Raw genomic sequence first — 16779 nt, forward strand, 5'->3', positions numbered from 1 at the left:
GGATTATCGCTCAAGGCGCAATCTACGGACTGGCAGCCGCCGCGGCACTCCGGGTCTTGCGGTCGAATCGAAGTGCTGCCATGCCGGCTGGTGCCGGCATGGCGTCGACCGCCATGCGAAGCTCAGGGTGCGGTGTCCACCAGCACCAGCTCGGCATCCTCGATCGCGGTGATGTGCAGCGTGGCCTCGTCGCGGATCGCCGCGCCGTCGCGGGCATCCAGCTTCACACCGTTGACGTCCACCTTGCCGGTGGCCGGCACCAGGTAGGCGTAGCGGCCACGCTCCAGCGCGTACGCGACGCTTTCGCCGGCCTTGAGCGTGGCGCCCAGCACGCGCGCATTGGTACGCAGCGGCAACGCCTCGGTGTCTTCCTTGAAGCCGCTGGCCAGTGCCACGAAGCGGCCCGAGCGGTCACCCTTGGGGAACGGCCGCGCGCCCCATGACGGCGGCTTGCCGTTCTCGTCGGGGATGATCCAGATCTGGAAGATGCGCGTGGTCACGTTCTCGCGGTTGTACTCGCTATGGGTGATGCCGGTGCCGGCGCTCATCACCTGCACGTCGCCGGCTTCGGTGCGGCCGGCGTTGCCAAGGCTGTCCTGATGGCTGATCGCGCCTTCGCGCACATAGGTGATGATCTCCATGTCCGCATGCGGATGCGGCGGAAAGCCGGTCTGCGGTGCGATGGTGTCGTCGTTCCATACGCGCAGCGCGCCCCAGCCCATGCGGCTCGCGTCGTGGTAGCCGGCGAACGAGAAGTGGTGTTTCGCCTTGAGCCAGCCGTGGTCGGCTCCGCCCAGGCGGTCGAAAGGTCTGCGTTCAATCACAGCGGTACCCCTCATGCTTGATCGCGCCGGATGGCGCCCGTTTCCAACATAAGGCTACGCAGCGGCATCTGAAACCGGCGCGAAGGAAACGGACCGTCGTCGTTTCGGCGCCAGTGGACTCACCAGTCCGTCGGCCGGTAGTCCTTCAGGAACTGGCCCCACACGTGCTCGCCGGTGTTGATGCCGTGGATGATCGGGTCGACGATGCGGGCGGCGCCATCGACGATGTCCAGTGGCGGGTGGAAGCGTTCCTGCAGCACCTTTTTCGCGGCCAGCTCGGCCGGGTCCTCGTCGGTCACCCAGCCGGTGTCGACGCTGTTCATGTGGATGCCGTCGTTGTGGTAATCGGTGGCCGAGGTGCGCGTCATCATGTTCAGCGCGGCCTTGGCCATGTTGGTGTGCGGGTGGCGGGTGGTCTTGAAGCTGCGGTAGAACTGGCCTTCCATCGCCGACACGTTGACGATGTGCTTGTCGCGCTCGCCGGTGCGCAGCATCAGCGGCTTCAGCCGCGCGTTGATGATGAACGGCGCGATTGCGTTCACCAGCTGCACCTCCAGCAACTCCACCGATGGCACCTCGGCCATCAGCAGCCGCCACGAATTGCGCTGGCGCAGATCGACCTGCTGCAGGTCCTGGTCCAGCCGACCTTCGGGGAACAGGTGGCTCTGCGCCAGCAGCTCTTCCGGCAGCAGCGGCACTTGCGACAGCTCGGCGGCGCGGGTCAGGCCGGCCAGTTCCGGAGCTCGGCTGGCCAGCGCGGTGCTGCCGGGCAGGATCTCCGCGCCGCGCAGGCCCTCGTAGTGGCCTACCAGCCGGCGCACATGCTCGGGCAGTTCATGCAGCGCGGCGGTCTCGCCTTCCATCATGTGCGCGTAGAACTCCGGCGGGCGGCGCACGGTCTGGCAGGCGTTGTTGATGATGAAATCCAGCCGTGGCCGCGTCGCCACCAGCTCCTGGCAGAACGCCTCCACGCTGGGCGTGTGGCGCAGGTCCAGGCCGTAGACCTGCAGGCGGTGGCCCCATTCGGCAAAGTCGGGTTCTTCCGCGTAACGCGCCGCCGAGTCGCGCGGGAAGCGGGTGGTGACGATCAGCTCGGCGCCGGCGCGCAGCAGCTTGAGCCCAGCCTGGTAGCCGATTTTCACGCGGCCGCCGGTGAGCAGCGCCACCCGGCCGCGCAGGTCGGCCAGCTCGCCGCGCTTGGCGTAGTTGAACGCGGCGCACTCCGGGCACAGCTGGTCGTAGAAGAAGTGGATGGCCGTGTATTTCTGCTTGCACACATAGCAGTGCTTCGGCTCGACCGACTCGCGCGGTTGCGCGGCGTCGGCCGCCGGCGGCACGTCGTGCGGGAGGAAGCCTTCCGGCGCGAACACGTTGGGTGTGGTGAACACCGGCTTGCGGCGCAGAGTGCGGATGCCGGTCTGGTTCAGCACGGTGTCTTCGGCCTCCACCTTCGAGGCGTGGCGCGCCTTCTCGGCGGCCTTCAGCCTGATCCGGCGCGCCGCCGGGTCGGGATGGTAGAGCTGCGCCACGGCCTGGTGCAGGCGTTGGCGATCCTCGGCCGGAAGCCGGTCCAGCAACTGCCGGTCGGCTGCCGCCGATTCCAGCAGTGCCGCGGCGTCGCGCAGGCGCTCCAGCAGGTCGGCGCCCGCATGATCGGGCAGGGAGGTGGGGGCGGGCACGGTCGTCAAGAGGTGATCCATCGTCGTAGGGGCGGGCAGGTGCCTCGCCAGCCGCCCATTTTGCCTGTTTTCCGTGCTGGTCCGGAAAGCGCTGGCGCGGCTCAAGCAGAGTCGAAGTTCGATTATTGCGCAGCAGTGCACATTTTCGTGGCACGGCTAATGCAAAAGTGGCGTCGTGGCTGTCCAGGCGGGACGGCATGAGCGGTACCCGGGCGGCGCGGTGCGACAGAGTCGAGCATCGTGGCTGCCTTTCAGCAGCGAAGGTTTTTTGTGAGTGTGTCGACCCCCGCAAGTGTGCCCCTGAAAGAGGCCGCCAAGGCCAGAACTGCTGCTGTTATTGCCTCCATCGATACCCTGCTGGGCGACCTGCCCACCGCGCACCGCGCGCTACCGATCGGCCACCGGATCGCCGGGCAAGGTTGCCATGGCACCAAGGCGCTCCTCCGGCCTGGCAACACCAGGCCCGCGGCTCGCGTGCATTTCGTCTACTTCGCGCGAAGCGGGGCCGATCATCGGGCCGACTGTCATCGGCACCTGGTCGTGGCCGAGATCCTGCTTGGGCGGGTGCTTGCCGCCCACGCCGCCGGCCTGCGGCCGATGGCGCCGGCACTCGATTACGCCGCCGAGGCGTGCGTCGCGCTGCGGCCGCCGCACGACATGTTCCACCCGGCCACGCTGGAGTACCGCCGCTGGTACCGCGCCGACGGCACCACGCGCACGCAGCCGCTGACCCGCGAGGCGCTCTCGCTGCGACTGGCTGCCAACGAGAACCTGTCGATGAAGGAGGCGCGTGCCCGCGTCGCAGGCCGCTCGCGCGCGCTGCCGGCCGCCGACCAGGCCTGGCTGATCGACCGTCGCAGCACCCCGCTGGCGCGCCGCCCGCTCAACCAGGCCGAATACCTTGTGCTGGCCGAAGCCCTCGACGGCATCTGGCAGGTGTCGACCGGCAGCTCGCACGTGGAGTGCGTGAACCGACGGATCGTATTGCGCGTGGTTGCCGCGCTGGGCAGCCTGCTCGACGAGTACGCCGCCTCGCCGTTCAAGATCGCTGCCCTGAGCGAGGTCTTCAACGAACACCACCTGGCCCACCTGCGCCGGAGCATCGAGGACTCGCGTCGGGCGGAGTCCGATTCGGGCGCCCTGCTGGCCGGCCCGAAGGCCTGGTTTGCCGCCAAGAGCGCGCGGATGCGCGCCGAGCATCAGCTTGGCCTGGCCAAGTCGCCGGCGGCGTTCCCGGCGATGCAGCTGTCCGGCCGTGCGCTGGTCGCGGTGGTCGGCGGCCGCCTGCACACGTTCGTGGACGGACGGCGTCCTGGTGTGCGTCCGGAGCCGACGCACGTCACCTTCGGCTGAGCACCTCGCGCCCCAGGCTGGCGCGGCGCAACTCAGTGCATGTAGCTGATCGCCAGCGCGGGCGTGATCCTGGTTGGCGTGTTGCGTCCGCCGGTGATGACACGGGTACCAAACAGCACGCCCAGCGTGGGACTCCAGCTGTACTCGATCGCCGGCGCAAAGCCGAACGCCTCGCTGTAGCGCCCGTCCAGGCGCAGGGCAGGCGAACCCGCAGCCCCATCGCAGCGTACGCGGGCACCATGACTGCGCCAACAGGTGAGGTCGAGCGCCAGCACCCAGCGCCGGCTGAGGCTGTATTCCCAGGCGGCGTTGACGTAGAACGAACGCCCCGGCCGAGCGTATCCGCGAAAGCCCTCCGGGGTACCGTAGACGCTGGCATCCTCGACTCGCGCCCGCGTCGAGAATGACTGCGCCACATTGAAACGCATGCGCAGGATGCGTCCGTGGCGCGGCGATGGTGTCACAGCCGCGTCAGTGGCCGGCCCCGTGCCCTGCGCCACAGCGGCCAGCGGTAACAGGCTGGCGGCAGCATGCGCGGCCCGGGTCAGCGCCGCAGCCAGCGGCGGGAGCTTCCAGCAGCAGGACGTTCGCGCCGGGCGTGCAGCCAGCACAGGCGAAGCGTGTGTCATCAGGTGCCGAGCAGGCCGGCCTGAGCGGCAACCAGTGCGCCATGCAGGCGCATGTCGAGGCGATGCACCAGAACCTGATGCGCGACATGCGCGTTGCCGATCGGTCCCGCCGCATCAACCCCGAGGCTGCCCGCGCTGCCGTACGCCCGCTGGCCGGCGTGCAGTCCACCGCGTGGATCGACCGGGACAATCTGCTGGTGGTGGTCGGCTGCGGCGTCCACTGCAGTATGGCGACGATCGACCGGGTCTGTCGTGTGGAAGGCGCGCTTCTCGTTGCTGCCGATCACGTTCCCATGGCACGCTCCCGCGTTCACCTGCGGGACATCCTGCAGCTTCGAAACTCCATCGTTTGAACCGTGGGAGCAGCAGTGCGATACGGCCCATCCGAGAACGCTGCACGCCGACGCTGCTCGCGCTTCGTCGGTTGCGCTTCGTGGCTACTCGTCTATGCAGGCTTGGTCAGTGCGGCGCGCGCCGAAGGCGTTGCAGTGCGCAGCAACGCGGATGCCACGCCGCCGCGCATGGCCATCCAGGTCAACGACGATCGCATGACGGTGACGCTGGCCGGGGCGCCGCAGATTTATCTGTACGGCGTGATCGACGCCGATGCACCGCAGCGGTTCGAGGCTTTGCTGAAGTCGGGCAAGGTTCCCGCCGGGGCCGACGTCTACCTGAACTCCTCGCAGGGCGAGCTGGCCGCCGGCATGGCGCTGGGGCGCCTGTTCCGCGCCAGCTCGATGACGACGCATCTGGGCACGCCGCGGCGCAAGCGTGGCGGCTACCGGGGCGCGAAGGCCGCCGTCTGCAGCGGTGCATGCGCCTATGCCTACTTTGGCGGCCTTTACCGCTGGGCTCCCACGGGCGGCGATCGCATCGGTTTGATCCGTCACCGGTCCGCTGTTACCGCGCCGGCCCAGCCGATGCAGGGGGAGGCGGACGCCTACCTCAAGGCGATGGGCATCGACCTCGATGCTCTCGCTGCGCCGCCGGCGCCCGCTGTCGATTCGCCGATCTGGTTGGACGCGGACCAGATGACCGTCGCCGGCGTGGCCAACAACGGCCGGCTACCCTTGAAGACGAAAAGCTGGCTGTTGCCGCCGGCGCCTTCACTGGAACTGCATCAGGAGAACCGGCGCGGCACCTATCGGCTCGTCCTGCAATGTCAGCCGGGCAGCGTGACGCTCACCGCCTATGACCAGGTGGGTGCCACCCGCGCCGCGCAGATCGTGGCGCACGAAACGCGATCGTATTTCGAGGTCGATCGCCAGCCTGTGCTGGTCGAACCGCGCGGTGCCGCGCGCGTCGTCGATAGCGCCGTGGTGATCAGCCGGCCGTGGCCGCCTGGCGAGCTGGGGCGGTTGCTTTCGTCGAGCTCCATCGGCGCATGGGTCGGCGGTCGGCGCAGCGCGTTCCGCTACGGTGCCACCTTCGTGCTCTATCCGGCCCGGCAGGCCATCAAGGATTTCTACAACGCCTGCTGGCGCGTCGCGCCGTGGCCAGTCAAACAGGCACAGGAAAAGAACGGCTGAACCCGCGGGTCGAGCGGTTGCCGCAAAAACGGGTGCGCACCGCTGCAACTTCACGGATGCATGACTTCCGACCTTCAATGACCTCTGACCCTTCGGCGCCGGCCTGACGCGGCATAGGCTGCGCGCAACCATCGCGTGTGGCCGCGCGGCTCCCGATGGCCGCGGACGGAGAGTGAAATCGATGCCTGCCACGGTGGCCATCCCCAGGCCCAGCAGGCGGCCGTCCGGAATTTCCATGAGCGGATGGCCAGGCAAGCTGGCGGGCTCATGTCCCTGTCGTTTCAACGAAATCAGGAAAATTCCATGAACAAGCACTCCCTCCCGAGCCATCCTCCCCGGCGCCTCCGCGGCTTTCCGCTTCGGTGTCTTGCGATGATCACGCTCATCGGCGCATGTGCGGCGGGATCCGCCACAGCCTTCGCGCAGGCCACCATGGGCAATATCTTCGGCAAGGCACCGGCCGGCGACACCGTCTCGGCGCAAAGCACCACGTCGGGGTTGTTGCGCCGGGGCCAGGTGGATGCCAAGGGCCGCTACTACATCGGACCACTGCCGGTGGGCAATTACACGGTGACCCTGGAAGAGAACGGCCGGCCCATAGTCAAACACCTGAACGTGCCAGTCGTGGTGGACCGCGGCATCAAGGTCGACTTTCACTGCATCCAGAACTGTGCGCCGCTCGCAAGCAAGCCGTGACGTGATGACAATCGGGCCGACACCGGCAGCAAGTCCGGGCGCCCGCCCGGAGGAATGAGCGAACCGTTGCCGCGGCCGTCTACCGGCTTGCACCCGTGCTGGTGAATAGTTGCCTGGCGCCGGACGGCGCCAGGCAACTCCGCTGCGGTCGTCGCGCCAATCAGGGTAGGGTTCGTGCCCCGCACCGATCGCCACTTTCCACGGCTGGCCTGCATGACTGCACAACCTAGCGGTTCCGGCACGCTGGCCCTTCTCCCTGACGACTGCGAACTGGCCGGGCTGATCCGCGTCTTCGACTGGCGCAGCCATGGCCGAGCGAGTTACGGCATCGGGACATCGAAAATCTCTTGCCGACGAGCGGCTACTGCCCTTCACATTGGGCCTTGACTGCCTGCAGCATGGGGCCAGGCGCGCTTTCGTGACCGAGACGGAAGCGCCGTTGGGGCCGCGAAACCGGGACCGAGAAAATTGAACTTGCGGCACGCTGTCGCAACCGCTTCCATGCTCCTGAATTGGGCCTAGATTGGACTCATCACCCTCACCCGGAGCGAACTCATGTCCAGCAAGTCCTACAAGGAAATCACCCAGGATATAAGCAGGGCGATCGGTACCTTGCGCGCGGCGCAGCCAGGCACGATGAACGGGTTTTCGGCGATGTCGAAGGCGGCGCTGGAGCCGGGCGTGCTGTCGGCGATCGACAAGGAACTGATGGCGTTGTCGATCGGTGTCGCGAGCCATTGCGATGGCTGCATCGGTTTTCACGTAAAGGCGCTGGTGCGCCTGGGCGCCAGCCATGAGCAGCTCACCGAGACGCTGGCGGTGGCGGTGTACATGGGCGGCGGGCCGTCGCTGATGTATGCGGCTGATGCGTTGCGCGCATGGGAAGAGTTCGGCGGCAAGAGCTGACCTGCACGGTGGACTGGACTACCGTTTTGGCGGAGTCCCCGAAAATAAAGAACGGCACCGCTTCTCAACGGCGCCGTTCCTGTTTTGGATTCCGGCCTTCGCCCACTGTTGTCCGGGATAAATCCACGCCGTGCGTTTCACGGTGATCATTCCTGTAACCCTCCCGGCCGTCATCCCGGCGAAGGCCGGGATCGCACTTGATCCGGTGGCCTGAAGGCGTAGGGCAGTGCGATTCCGGCCTTCGCCGGAATGACGAACTTTAGAGCGCCTCGAAAATCCCCGCCGCACCCATGCCGGTGCCGATGCACATGGTGACCATGCCGTACTTCTGCTTGCGCCGGCGCATGCCGTGCACCAGCGTAGCGATGCGTACGGCACCAGTGGCGCCGAGCGGATGGCCGAGCGCGATCGCGCCGCCGAGCGGGTTGACCTTGGCCGGGTCGAGCTTGAGATCGCCCATCACGGCCAGCGCCTGGGCGGCGAAGGCTTCGTTGAGTTCGATCCAGTCGAGCTGGTCCTGCTTGATGCCGGTTTGTGCGAGCGCCTTGGGGATTGCTTCCTTCGGGCCGATGCCCATCACCTCGGGCGGCACGCCGGCGACGGAGAAGCCGACGAAGCGGGCCAGCGGTTGCAGGTTGTATTGCTTGATCGCCTTTTCGCTGGCCAGCAGCACGGCGCCGGCGCCGTCGGACATCTGGCTGGAGTTGCCGGCGGTGACGGTGCCGCCGAACTGGCCGTTGCGGAACACGGTCTTGAGCTTGGCCAGCACTTCCAGCGTGGTGCCCGCGCGCGGGCCCTCGTCGTTGCCGATCAGGCGACTGTCGGTGACGATGCCGCGGGTGGCGAGGTCGGGGTAGTGGTCGGCGAGCTGGAACGGGGTGATCTCGTCCTTGAATTCGCCGGCGGCCTGGGCGGCCAGCGCACGGCGGTGGCTTTCCACCGAGAACGCGTCCTGCTGCTCGCGGCTGACCTTCCACTTTTTCGCCACGTTCTCGGCGGTGATGCCCATGCCGTAGGCGATGCCGATGTGTTCGTTGTCGAAGATGGCCGGGTTCATCGCCACCTTGTGGCCCATCATCGGCACCATGCTCATGCTCTCGGTACCGCCGGCGAGCATCAGGTCGTCCAGGCCCAGGCGGATGCGGTCGGCGGCCATTGCCACCGATTGCAGGCCGGAGGAGCAGAAGCGGTTGACGGTGACGCCGGGCACGGTGTCGGGCAGGCCGGCGAGCAGCAGGCCGATACGCGCCACGTTCATGCCTTGCTCGGCCTCGGGCATGGCGCAGCCGATGATGACGTCGCCGATCTGGTGCGGATCGATGCCGGGGTATTGCGCCATCACGGCGCGGATCACGTGGGCGAGCATGTCGTCCGGACGGGTGTTGCGAAACACGCCGCGCGGCGCCTTGCCGACCGGGGTGCGGGTGGCGGCGACGATGTAGGCGTCTTGCACTTGCTTGGTCATGGGATTTGCTCCGTGGCGTCGCGCGAACCGCGGCGACGCGCTTTTGTTTTGATCGTCATTCCGGTGAAAGCCGGAATCCAGTGTCTTGGCTTGGTGCCTTGAAGTCGCTGGATCCCAGCTTGCGCTGGGATGACGGCATGGGTGTGGCGGTCGGTCAGTTCCTGAGTGGCTTGCCGGTGGTCATGGTGTGCGCGATACGTGCCTGGGTCTTTTCGGTTTTCGCCAGTTCCACGAAATGCTTGCGCTCCAGTGCCAGCAGCCATTCCTCGTCTACCTGCGAGCCACGTTCGATCACGCCGCCGCACAGGGTGTCAGCGATGCGCCGGGCGATTTCCACGTCGTGCTCGGAGGCGAAGTAACCGGCCTGCAGATTGGCCAGCGAGGCGCGGAAGGTGGCGGTGCCCACGTCGCCGGCGACCGGGATGGCGCGCTGGTACAGCGGCGGGCGCCAGCCGGATTCAGCCAGCGAGTTCGCCACCTGCTTGGCCACGTAGAGCAGCTCGTAGGCGTTGAACACCACCACGTCGCTGTCACGCAGCAGGCCCATGGCCTTGGCCTCGATCGCGCTGGGCGAGACCTTGGCCATCGCCAGGGTCTCGAACACCTTCTTCAGTTCCTCGAATGGATCGGCCGGGTTGGCCTTGCCAGCGCGTACGGCCAGCTCGTGCAGGCCGCCGCCGGCCGGCAGCAGGCCCACGCCGGCCTCAACCAGGCCGATGTAGCTTTCGAGTGCCGCAACAGTCCGGGCGGAGTGCATCTGGAACTCGCAGCCGCCGCCGAGCGCCAGGCCGCGCACGGCGGAGACCACCGGCACCAGCGAGTGCTTGATGCGCATGCTGGTGCGCTGGAAGTTGGCGACCATCTTCTCGAAGTCGTCGAACTTGCCGGCCTGCAGCAGGCCCAGCGCGCCCTTGAGGTCGGCGCCGGCGGAGAACGGCTCGCCGGTCTGCCAGATCACCACCGCCTTGAGCTTCTCCTCGGCGATGCCGATGGCGTGCTGGATGCCGTCGAGCACGTGGTCGTTGACCGTGTGCATCTTGGTCTTGAACGAGATGATGCCGATGCCATCGTCGCCCAGCGTCCACAGGCGGATGCCCTCGTTCTCCCACACGGTGCTGCCCTGGTCGAACTTCTCACCCAGGATCGGATCGGGGAACAACTGGCGCTGGTAGACCGGTTGCTGCGAGCGCGGCTTGTCGGTCCTGGCGCTGGCCGAGTACGAACCGGCCTTGCCATGCACGCCGCTGCGGCCGTCGGTGACCCACGCGGGCAGCGGCGCCTTGCTCATTGCCTTGCCGGCGGCGATGTCTTCGGCGATCCACTGCGCCACCTGCTGCCAGCCGGCAGCCTGCCAGGTCTCGAACGGGCCGAGCTTCCAGCCGTAGCCCCAGCGGATCGCGAAATCCACGTCGCGCGCGGTGTCGGCGATGTCGGCCAGGTGATAGGCGGTGTAGTGGAACAGGTCGCGGAAGGTGGCCCACAGGAACTGCGCCTGCCTGTCGCTGCTGGCACGCAGCTTGGCGAATTTCTCGGCGGGATCCTTGATGGCGAGGATGGCGGCCACTTCGTCCGAGGCCTTCTGCTCGGAAACGCGGTAATCCTGCTTGGCCACGTCAAGCACGACGATGTCCTTGCCGGCCTTGCGGTAGAAGCCCGCGCCAGTCTTCTGGCCCAGCGCGCCTTTTTCGATCAGGCCGGCCAGCCACACCGGCGCCTTGAAATACTGGTGCCACGGATCGTCGGGCAGGGTGTCGGCCATGGTCTTGATGACGTGGGCCATGGTATCCAGGCCGACCACGTCGGCGGTGCGGTAGGTGGCGCTCTTGGGGCGGCCCACGGCCGGGCCGGTGAGCGCGTCCACCACGTCGAAGCCCAGTCCGAACTGTTCGGTGTGGTGCATGGTGGCCAGCATCGAGAACACGCCGATGCGATTGCCGATGAAGTTGGGCGTGTCACGGGCGATCACCACGCCCTTGCCGACGGTGGTGACGAGGAAAGCTTCAAGGCCGTCGACCACCTTCTGGTCGGTGAGCTTGGTGGGGATCAGCTCGACCAGGTGCATGTAGCGCGGCGGGTTGAAGAAGTGCACGCCCGAGAAGCGGTGGCGCATCTCCTCCGGCAGCGCTTCGGCCAGCGTGTTGATCGACAGGCCGGAGGTGTTGGAGGCGATGATCGCGGTCGCCGACAGGTGCGGGGCGATCTTCCGGTACAGGTCCAGCTTCCAGTCCATGCGCTCGGCGATCGCCTCGATCACCAGGTCGACATCCTTCAAGTGCGCCATGTCCTCGTCATAGTTGGCCGGGATGATCGCGGTGGCGAGGTTCTTGTCGGCCAGCGGCGCGGGCGACAGCCTGGCCAGGTTGGCGATGGCCTTCAGCGCAATGCCGCTCTTCGGACCTTCCTTCGCGGGCAGGTCGAACAGCACGGTTTCGACGCCGGCGTTGGTCAGGTGCGCGGCGATCTGCGCGCCCATGACACCGGCGCCCAGCACGGCAGCCTTGCGGATGCGCAGCGCTGATGTGGGTGAGTATGCAGCGGTCATTGGCTTCTCCGGATGTGCAAAGGGTGGGACAGATGGATCAGGGATGGCCGAGCCCGGCGACGGCGAAACGGATCAGGTGCTGCGCGGTCTGCTCGCGGTGCGCGTGCTCGCTGACGTCGCTCTTGCGCTGGATCATGCCGAAGCCGGACATCGCATGGGTCAGCGCGCCGGTGACCAGGTCGATGCGCCAGTACAGCTCTTCCTTGCTCAACTGCGGCAGCAGGCGCGCGAATTCGGCGGTGAACTGGCGCATCACGTGGCCGTAGTTCGCCGACAGGAACTGGCGCAGGGTATCGTCGTGTTCGGCGAACGCACGGGCCAGCACGCGCATGAACAAGGCGCCGCTGTCATCGTGCGAGAGGTCCAGGGCAGGGCGGATGAACGCCTCCAGCACCTCCTCGAGGGTAGTCTGCGGCGCTCCGGCGAGGCAGGACAGGGCGGTCAGGCGGCGTTCGTTCAAGGCATCCAGCCGGCGCCGGAACACTTCCTCGACCAGCTTGTCCTTGGAGCCGAAGTGGTAGTTGACGGCAGCCAGATTGACCCCGGCCGCGGCAGTGAGCTGGCGCAGCGAGGCGCCATCGAAGCCGCGCTGGGCGAACAGGAGTTCGGCGGCGCCGAGTATCCGTTCCTTGGTCGAGCCGGAGCTGTTCACGGGCGGAACCATCCATCGGCCAGAGGCCGTTCAAACGATCGTTTGAGCATACGCGGACAGCTTGTCGGCCGTCAAACGGGCGTTTGTCGCCAGCCGCCGGCGACTTGCGTATGAGTTAGAATCTGTCAGACTTTCGTGGGCTAAACCCGCAATCCAAGTCGGAATTGGCCACTCGCCGGCCTGCCGGCCTACCTCTTTTCCCATCCATCCGTTTTCCCGGAGCAGACCCGTATGGCGCTGGAGCGCACTCTTTCCATCATCAAACCCGATGCCGTTGCCAAGAACGTCATTGGTGAAATCTATGCTCGCTTTGAAAAAGCCGGCCTGAAGATTGTCGCCGCGCGCATGAAGCAGCTGTCACGCGCCGAGGCGGAAGGTTTCTATGCGGTACACCGCGAGCGCCCGTTTTTCAAGGCGCTGGTCGAGTTCATGATCTCCGGTCCAGTAATGATCAGCGTGCTGGAAGGCGAGAACGCCGTGCTGGCCCACCGCGACCTGATGGGCGCCACCAATCCGAAGGAAGCCGCGCCGGGCACGATTCGCGCCGACTTCGCCGAGTCGATTGACGCCAATGCCGTGCATGGCTCCGACGCCACTGACACCGCCAAGGTGGAGATCGCATATTTTTTCGCGGCAACGGATGTCCTGTCGCGTTAATTGGTGCGTTCATTCGTGAACGCGAAAACCAAATAGCGGCTATCCGTGGCCGCACAGTTGAAACAAGTGCGTTCATCCTTGAACGCGAAGATCAAAAAGCGGCCATCCGTGGCCGCACTATTCAAATAAGAGCGTTTACTTGAACCAAGTTGTTGCCAGCTCGAACAAGGTCAACCTGCTCGACTTCGATCGCCAGGGTCTGCGTGATTTCTTCACGCAGATCGGCGAGAAGCCGTATCGCGCCGAGCAGGTGATGAAGTGGATCTACCACGACCTGGAAGACAACTTCGAGAACATGACCGACGTGGGCAAGGCGCTGCGCGCCAAGCTCACCGAGGCCTGCTACATCGGCGCGCCGAAGACGCTGCTGGACAAGGTGGCCACCGACGGCACGCACAAGTGGCTGCTCGGCATGGACAGCGGCAACGCGATCGAGACGGTTTACATCCCCGAGCCGACCCGCGGCACCTTGTGCGTCTCCTCACAGATCGGCTGCGCGCTGAACTGCCAATTCTGCTCCACCGGTGCGCAGGGCTTCAACCGCAACCTGTCCACCGCCGAGATCATCGGCCAGGTGTGGGTGGCGGCGAAGTACCTGGGCAACGTCACCCACCAGAATCGCCGCATCACCAACGTGGTGATGATGGGCATGGGCGAGCCGCTGGCCAATTTCGACAACGTGCTGAAGGCGATGAAGCTGATGCGCGACGACCTTGGCTTCGGCCTGGCGGCGAAGCGTGTCACGCTGTCCACCGCCGGTCTGGTGCCGCTGATCGACCAGTTGTCGGATGCGATCGATGTGTCGCTGGCGGTGTCGCTGCACGCGGCCAACGACGAGCTGCGCACCGAGCTGATGCCCATCAACAAGCGCTATCCGCTCGCCGAGCTGCTGGCGGCCTGCCAGCGCTGGATTGCACGCAAGCCGCGCACCTCGATCACCTTCGAGTACACCTTGATGCAGGGCGTCAACGACCAGCCCGAGCATGCCCGCCAGCTGATCAAGCTGATGCGCAAGCTGCCGACCTGCAAGGTCAACCTGATCCCGTTCAACCCTTTTCCGGGTACCCAGTTCAAGCGCTCGGCCCCGGAAGACATCCACCAGTTCCAGACACAGCTGTTGAATGCCGGCGTGCTGACCATGTTGCGGCGCACCCGCGGCGACGACATCGATGCTGCCTGCGGCCAACTGGCCGGGCAGGTCACCGACCGCACCCGGCGCAGCGCCGATATCCGCAAACGGCAGGACGAGGGGGCAACGCATGCGATTTGACCGGGCCGTGATCTTCAGCCTGCTGTTGCCGCTGGCCGGCTGCGTCACCACGCACACCGACAGCAGCTCGCTGGGCAAGAGCATGCCGCAGAGCAGCAAGGCGGATCAGGCGGAAGACGCCGCGCGGATCCATACCGAGCTGGGCCAGCGCTACATGGCCAACGGCGACCTGCAGACCGCGCTGGAAAAACTGACCAAGGCACTGCAGTTCGACCCCAACTACGCGCCGGCGCATACCGTGATCGCGGTGCTGTACGAGCGTATCAACAAGCTGCCTGAAGCCGAGCAGCATTACCGCAAGGCAGTGGCGCTGGAACCGGCCAAGGGCGCGCCGAACAACAACCTCGGCGTGTTCCTTTGCCACACCGGCAAGATCGCCGAGGCGAACCAGTATTTCCAGAAAGCCGTCGCCGATCCGTTCTACCAGACCCCCGACGTGGCGCTGGCCAACGCCGGCGTCTGCCAGCTGCGCGCCAACGACGTCGCCGGGGCCGAAGCGAGTTTTCGTGACGCCATCGCAAGAAATCCCAATAATGCAGAGGCACTCTTCCAGCTTGCCAACACGCTTTATCTGCACAAGGATGCATTTCGCGCCAGGGCTTTCCTCCAGCGGTACGATGCGCTGGGCAAGCCGACTGCCGCGTCGCTCAAGCTAGGCCACGACATCGAAACCCGACTGGGCAACCTGGAAGGTGCCCGTTCCTACAGCAAGCGATTGCTCAGCCAGTTCCCGGATTCGGAACAGGCGCACACCGTAGACACCACTGCCAGCCCATGACCTCCATGCAGCAGCCTCAACCGCCCGAGCAGGGCTCAAGTGAGCCAGGGTTGTTCGGTATCCATTTGCCTGACTTGAATGTAGCGCCGGCAAACCCTCACACGGTGAGTTTCGGCAGTCGCCTGCATGCGGCGCGTGAAGCCCATGGCCTGGATCTGGAAGCCTGCGCCCATGCATTGAGGCTGCCTGTCCGGGTGCTGCGTCAGCTCGAGCACGACCAGTACGACGGCATCGACTCCAAGATCTATCTGGCCAGCTACATCCGCAAGTACGGCCACCATCTGGGCATCAACGAGGCGTCACTCCAGGTCGAGCTCGATCGCATCAAGCAGATCGAGCCGCCGCTGGTGGCCACCGGCGGTATCTCGCATTCGCGCTTCCTGCTCGATCGCTACGCCACTGCCGCCACCTACGTCGTGTTGACCGCAGTGATCGTGGTACCGATGATCTGGCTGGGCGTGCGCGGCACGCTGGATCGCGACCTCAGCCACCTTGCGCCGCTGGATGCCGCTCCGGTTGCCCAGTCGGAAGCCCCCGCCACCCATGTTGCCGCGCCCGACGCGCGCGTGGCGGCCGCGGCTCCGCAAAACCCGCCCAAGGCAGAAGCTCCGCAGGCACAGGAGCAGCCGCTACTGGCCTCGATGGCGCCGTTTCCGAACCTGGATAACGCCAGCCTGCCGCCGGTCAAGCCGGTCGCCCCTGCCGCGAGCAGCGAAGCGGGCAGCCACAGCCTGAGCCTCAGCCTTTCCGCATCGAGCTGGGTCGAAGTGACCCGGGCCGACGGCACGCGGCTGGAATACGGCCTGCTTCCGGCCGGCAGCAACAAGTCCTATCGCAGCGACCAGCCGCTGGATGTGCGCATCGGCAACGCCAGCGGCGCCCAGGTCAGCATCGACGGCAGCGCGATCGGCCTCGACGATTTCCGGCACGCCAACGTGGCTCACTTCCGCCTGCAGATGCAGGACGGCAAGGCCTCCGCAGCCAGCCTCTGATCGCCACCGCGGGCCGCTGCGTGCGGCCCATATCGGTTATGCTTGCCCACTTGGTTCGCTCGGCAACGAGCGGACGCAAGCGGCTTTTACTCTGGTTACCACACTGGCCTGTGTCCGCGTCCGCGCGAGTGGCCTCTTGAATGGTGATTGCATGGCATTTGAAGAATACGACAAGTACGAACAAAGCGAGCTGGTGCAGAAATGGCTGCGCGACAATGGCATGTCGATCGTCGTCGGCATCGCGATCGGCCTGGTCGGCATCTTCGGTTGGCAACAGTGGCGCAACCATCAGGCCCGCAACGAAGGCGCGGCCTCGCAGATCTACCAGCAGATCCAGGTCGCGCAGGCATCCGGCAAACCGGATACCGCCTCGCAGCTGACGGACCAGTTGATGAAGGATTACGCCAAGTCGCCGTTTGCCGTGTTCGCCGTCAGCGAGCGCGCCAGGCAACAGGTGCAGGCGGGCCAGCTGGACAAGGCCGAGGCGTCGCTGGAATGGGCCGAGGCCCATGCCGGCGCGCCGCCGCTGAAGTCGCTGACCTTGCTGCGTATCGCGCAGGTGGAACTGGCGCGCGACCACGGCCCGCAGGCGCTGGCCACGCTGGATCGCATCCCGGCCGACAGCTACCAGGGGTTGGTGCAGGAACTCCGCGGCGATGTACTGGTCAAGCTTGGACGCTCCGATGAAGCACGCAAGGCCTACCAGACGGCCCTGACTGCCCTGGGCGAGGAAGCGCCGCAACGCGGTGCCTTGCAGATGAAACTCGATGATCTGGCCATGGCCGGGAAGCAGGGTGCATGAAACCT

16 protein-coding genes are annotated in these 16779 nt (G+C 66.1%); 10 read left to right on the top strand and 6 right to left on the bottom strand.

Annotation, left to right across the window (positions count from 1 at the left end):
* Positions 1-122 precede the first annotated feature (122 nt).
* On the bottom strand, positions 123-839 hold the full coding sequence (locus UUA_RS09375) for a pirin family protein (RefSeq protein WP_235605942.1): 717 nt from the start codon (positions 837-839) through the stop codon (positions 123-125).
* Between the two features lie 104 nt (positions 840-943).
* Positions 944-2524: an SDR family NAD(P)-dependent oxidoreductase gene (locus UUA_RS09380; RefSeq protein WP_425476893.1), complete on the bottom strand. Its 1581-nt coding sequence runs from the start codon at positions 2522-2524 to the stop codon at positions 944-946.
* Positions 2525-2797: 273 nt separating this feature from the next.
* Between UUA_RS09380 and UUA_RS09385 the strand changes: the two genes are divergently transcribed.
* Complete coding sequence (locus UUA_RS09385; RefSeq protein ID WP_238533010.1) at positions 2798-3856, top strand: hypothetical protein; 1059 nt, start codon at positions 2798-2800, stop codon at positions 3854-3856.
* Positions 3857-3888: 32 nt separating this feature from the next.
* Here UUA_RS09385 and UUA_RS09390 read toward each other — a convergent pair whose 3' ends face one another.
* Positions 3889-4284: a hypothetical protein gene (locus UUA_RS09390; protein ID WP_008436253.1), complete on the bottom strand. Its 396-nt coding sequence runs from the start codon at positions 4282-4284 to the stop codon at positions 3889-3891.
* A 170-nt stretch (positions 4285-4454) separates the two neighbouring features.
* Here UUA_RS09390 and UUA_RS19335 point away from each other — a divergent pair, with 170 nt between their 5' ends.
* From UUA_RS19335 to UUA_RS09410, 4 genes are all read left to right on the top strand, one after another.
* Complete coding sequence (locus tag UUA_RS19335; protein ID WP_153022926.1) at positions 4455-4838, top strand: hypothetical protein; 384 nt, start codon at positions 4455-4457, stop codon at positions 4836-4838.
* Positions 4839-4973: 135 nt separating this feature from the next.
* Positions 4974-6014 carry a hypothetical protein gene (locus UUA_RS09400; protein WP_238533011.1) on the top strand — a complete coding sequence of 347 codons (1041 nt, stop codon included), beginning with the start codon at positions 4974-4976 and terminating at the stop codon, positions 6012-6014.
* Positions 6015-6317: 303 nt separating this feature from the next.
* Positions 6318-6710 carry a carboxypeptidase-like regulatory domain-containing protein gene (locus UUA_RS09405; RefSeq protein ID WP_238533012.1) on the top strand — a complete coding sequence of 131 codons (393 nt, stop codon included), beginning with the start codon at positions 6318-6320 and terminating at the stop codon, positions 6708-6710.
* Positions 6711-7265: 555 nt separating this feature from the next.
* Positions 7266-7616 carry a carboxymuconolactone decarboxylase family protein gene (locus UUA_RS09410; protein WP_008436257.1) on the top strand — a complete coding sequence of 117 codons (351 nt, stop codon included), beginning with the start codon at positions 7266-7268 and terminating at the stop codon, positions 7614-7616.
* Positions 7617-7875: 259 nt separating this feature from the next.
* Here UUA_RS09410 and UUA_RS09415 read toward each other — a convergent pair whose 3' ends face one another.
* The 3 genes from UUA_RS09415 to UUA_RS09425 form a co-directional block, all read right to left on the bottom strand.
* Complete coding sequence (locus tag UUA_RS09415) at positions 7876-9081, bottom strand: acetyl-CoA C-acyltransferase (RefSeq protein ID WP_008436258.1); 1206 nt, start codon at positions 9079-9081, stop codon at positions 7876-7878.
* A gap of 154 nt (positions 9082-9235) precedes the next feature.
* Positions 9236-11623: a 3-hydroxyacyl-CoA dehydrogenase/enoyl-CoA hydratase family protein gene (locus UUA_RS09420; protein ID WP_008436259.1), complete on the bottom strand. Its 2388-nt coding sequence runs from the start codon at positions 11621-11623 to the stop codon at positions 9236-9238.
* Between the two features lie 37 nt (positions 11624-11660).
* Positions 11661-12287, bottom strand: coding sequence for a TetR/AcrR family transcriptional regulator (locus tag UUA_RS09425; protein ID WP_039953754.1), 627 nt, complete (start codon positions 12285-12287; stop codon positions 11661-11663).
* Positions 12288-12506: 219 nt separating this feature from the next.
* On the opposite strand from UUA_RS09425, the gene ndk reads away from it, so the two are divergent.
* The 5 genes from ndk to UUA_RS09455 all read left to right on the top strand — a co-directional run bounded on the left by ndk (position 12507) and on the right by UUA_RS09455 (position 16774).
* Positions 12507-12932 (top strand): nucleoside-diphosphate kinase, encoded by a 426-nt coding sequence (gene ndk, locus UUA_RS09430; protein ID WP_008436261.1) that lies wholly within the window; start codon positions 12507-12509, stop codon positions 12930-12932.
* Between the two features lie 139 nt (positions 12933-13071).
* Complete coding sequence (rlmN, locus tag UUA_RS09435; RefSeq protein WP_008436262.1) at positions 13072-14202, top strand: dual-specificity RNA methyltransferase RlmN; 1131 nt, start codon at positions 13072-13074, stop codon at positions 14200-14202.
* On the top strand, positions 14192-14980 hold the full coding sequence (pilW, locus tag UUA_RS09440; protein WP_008436263.1) for a type IV pilus biogenesis/stability protein PilW: 789 nt from the start codon (positions 14192-14194) through the stop codon (positions 14978-14980). Before rlmN ends, pilW begins: the two co-directional genes overlap by 11 nt.
* Before the next feature lie 104 nt (positions 14981-15084).
* The gene (locus tag UUA_RS09450) at positions 15085-15972 is read left to right on the top strand and encodes a helix-turn-helix domain-containing protein (protein ID WP_081491526.1); all 888 of its coding nucleotides are present in this window, start codon (positions 15085-15087) and stop codon (positions 15970-15972) included.
* 151 nt (positions 15973-16123) lie between these two features.
* The gene (locus UUA_RS09455) at positions 16124-16774 is read left to right on the top strand and encodes a YfgM family protein (RefSeq protein ID WP_008436265.1); all 651 of its coding nucleotides are present in this window, start codon (positions 16124-16126) and stop codon (positions 16772-16774) included.
* Positions 16775-16779 lie beyond the last annotated feature (5 nt).

Source organism: Rhodanobacter thiooxydans LCS2, from assembly GCF_000264375.1.
Classification (GTDB): domain Bacteria; phylum Pseudomonadota; class Gammaproteobacteria; order Xanthomonadales; family Rhodanobacteraceae; genus Rhodanobacter; species Rhodanobacter thiooxydans.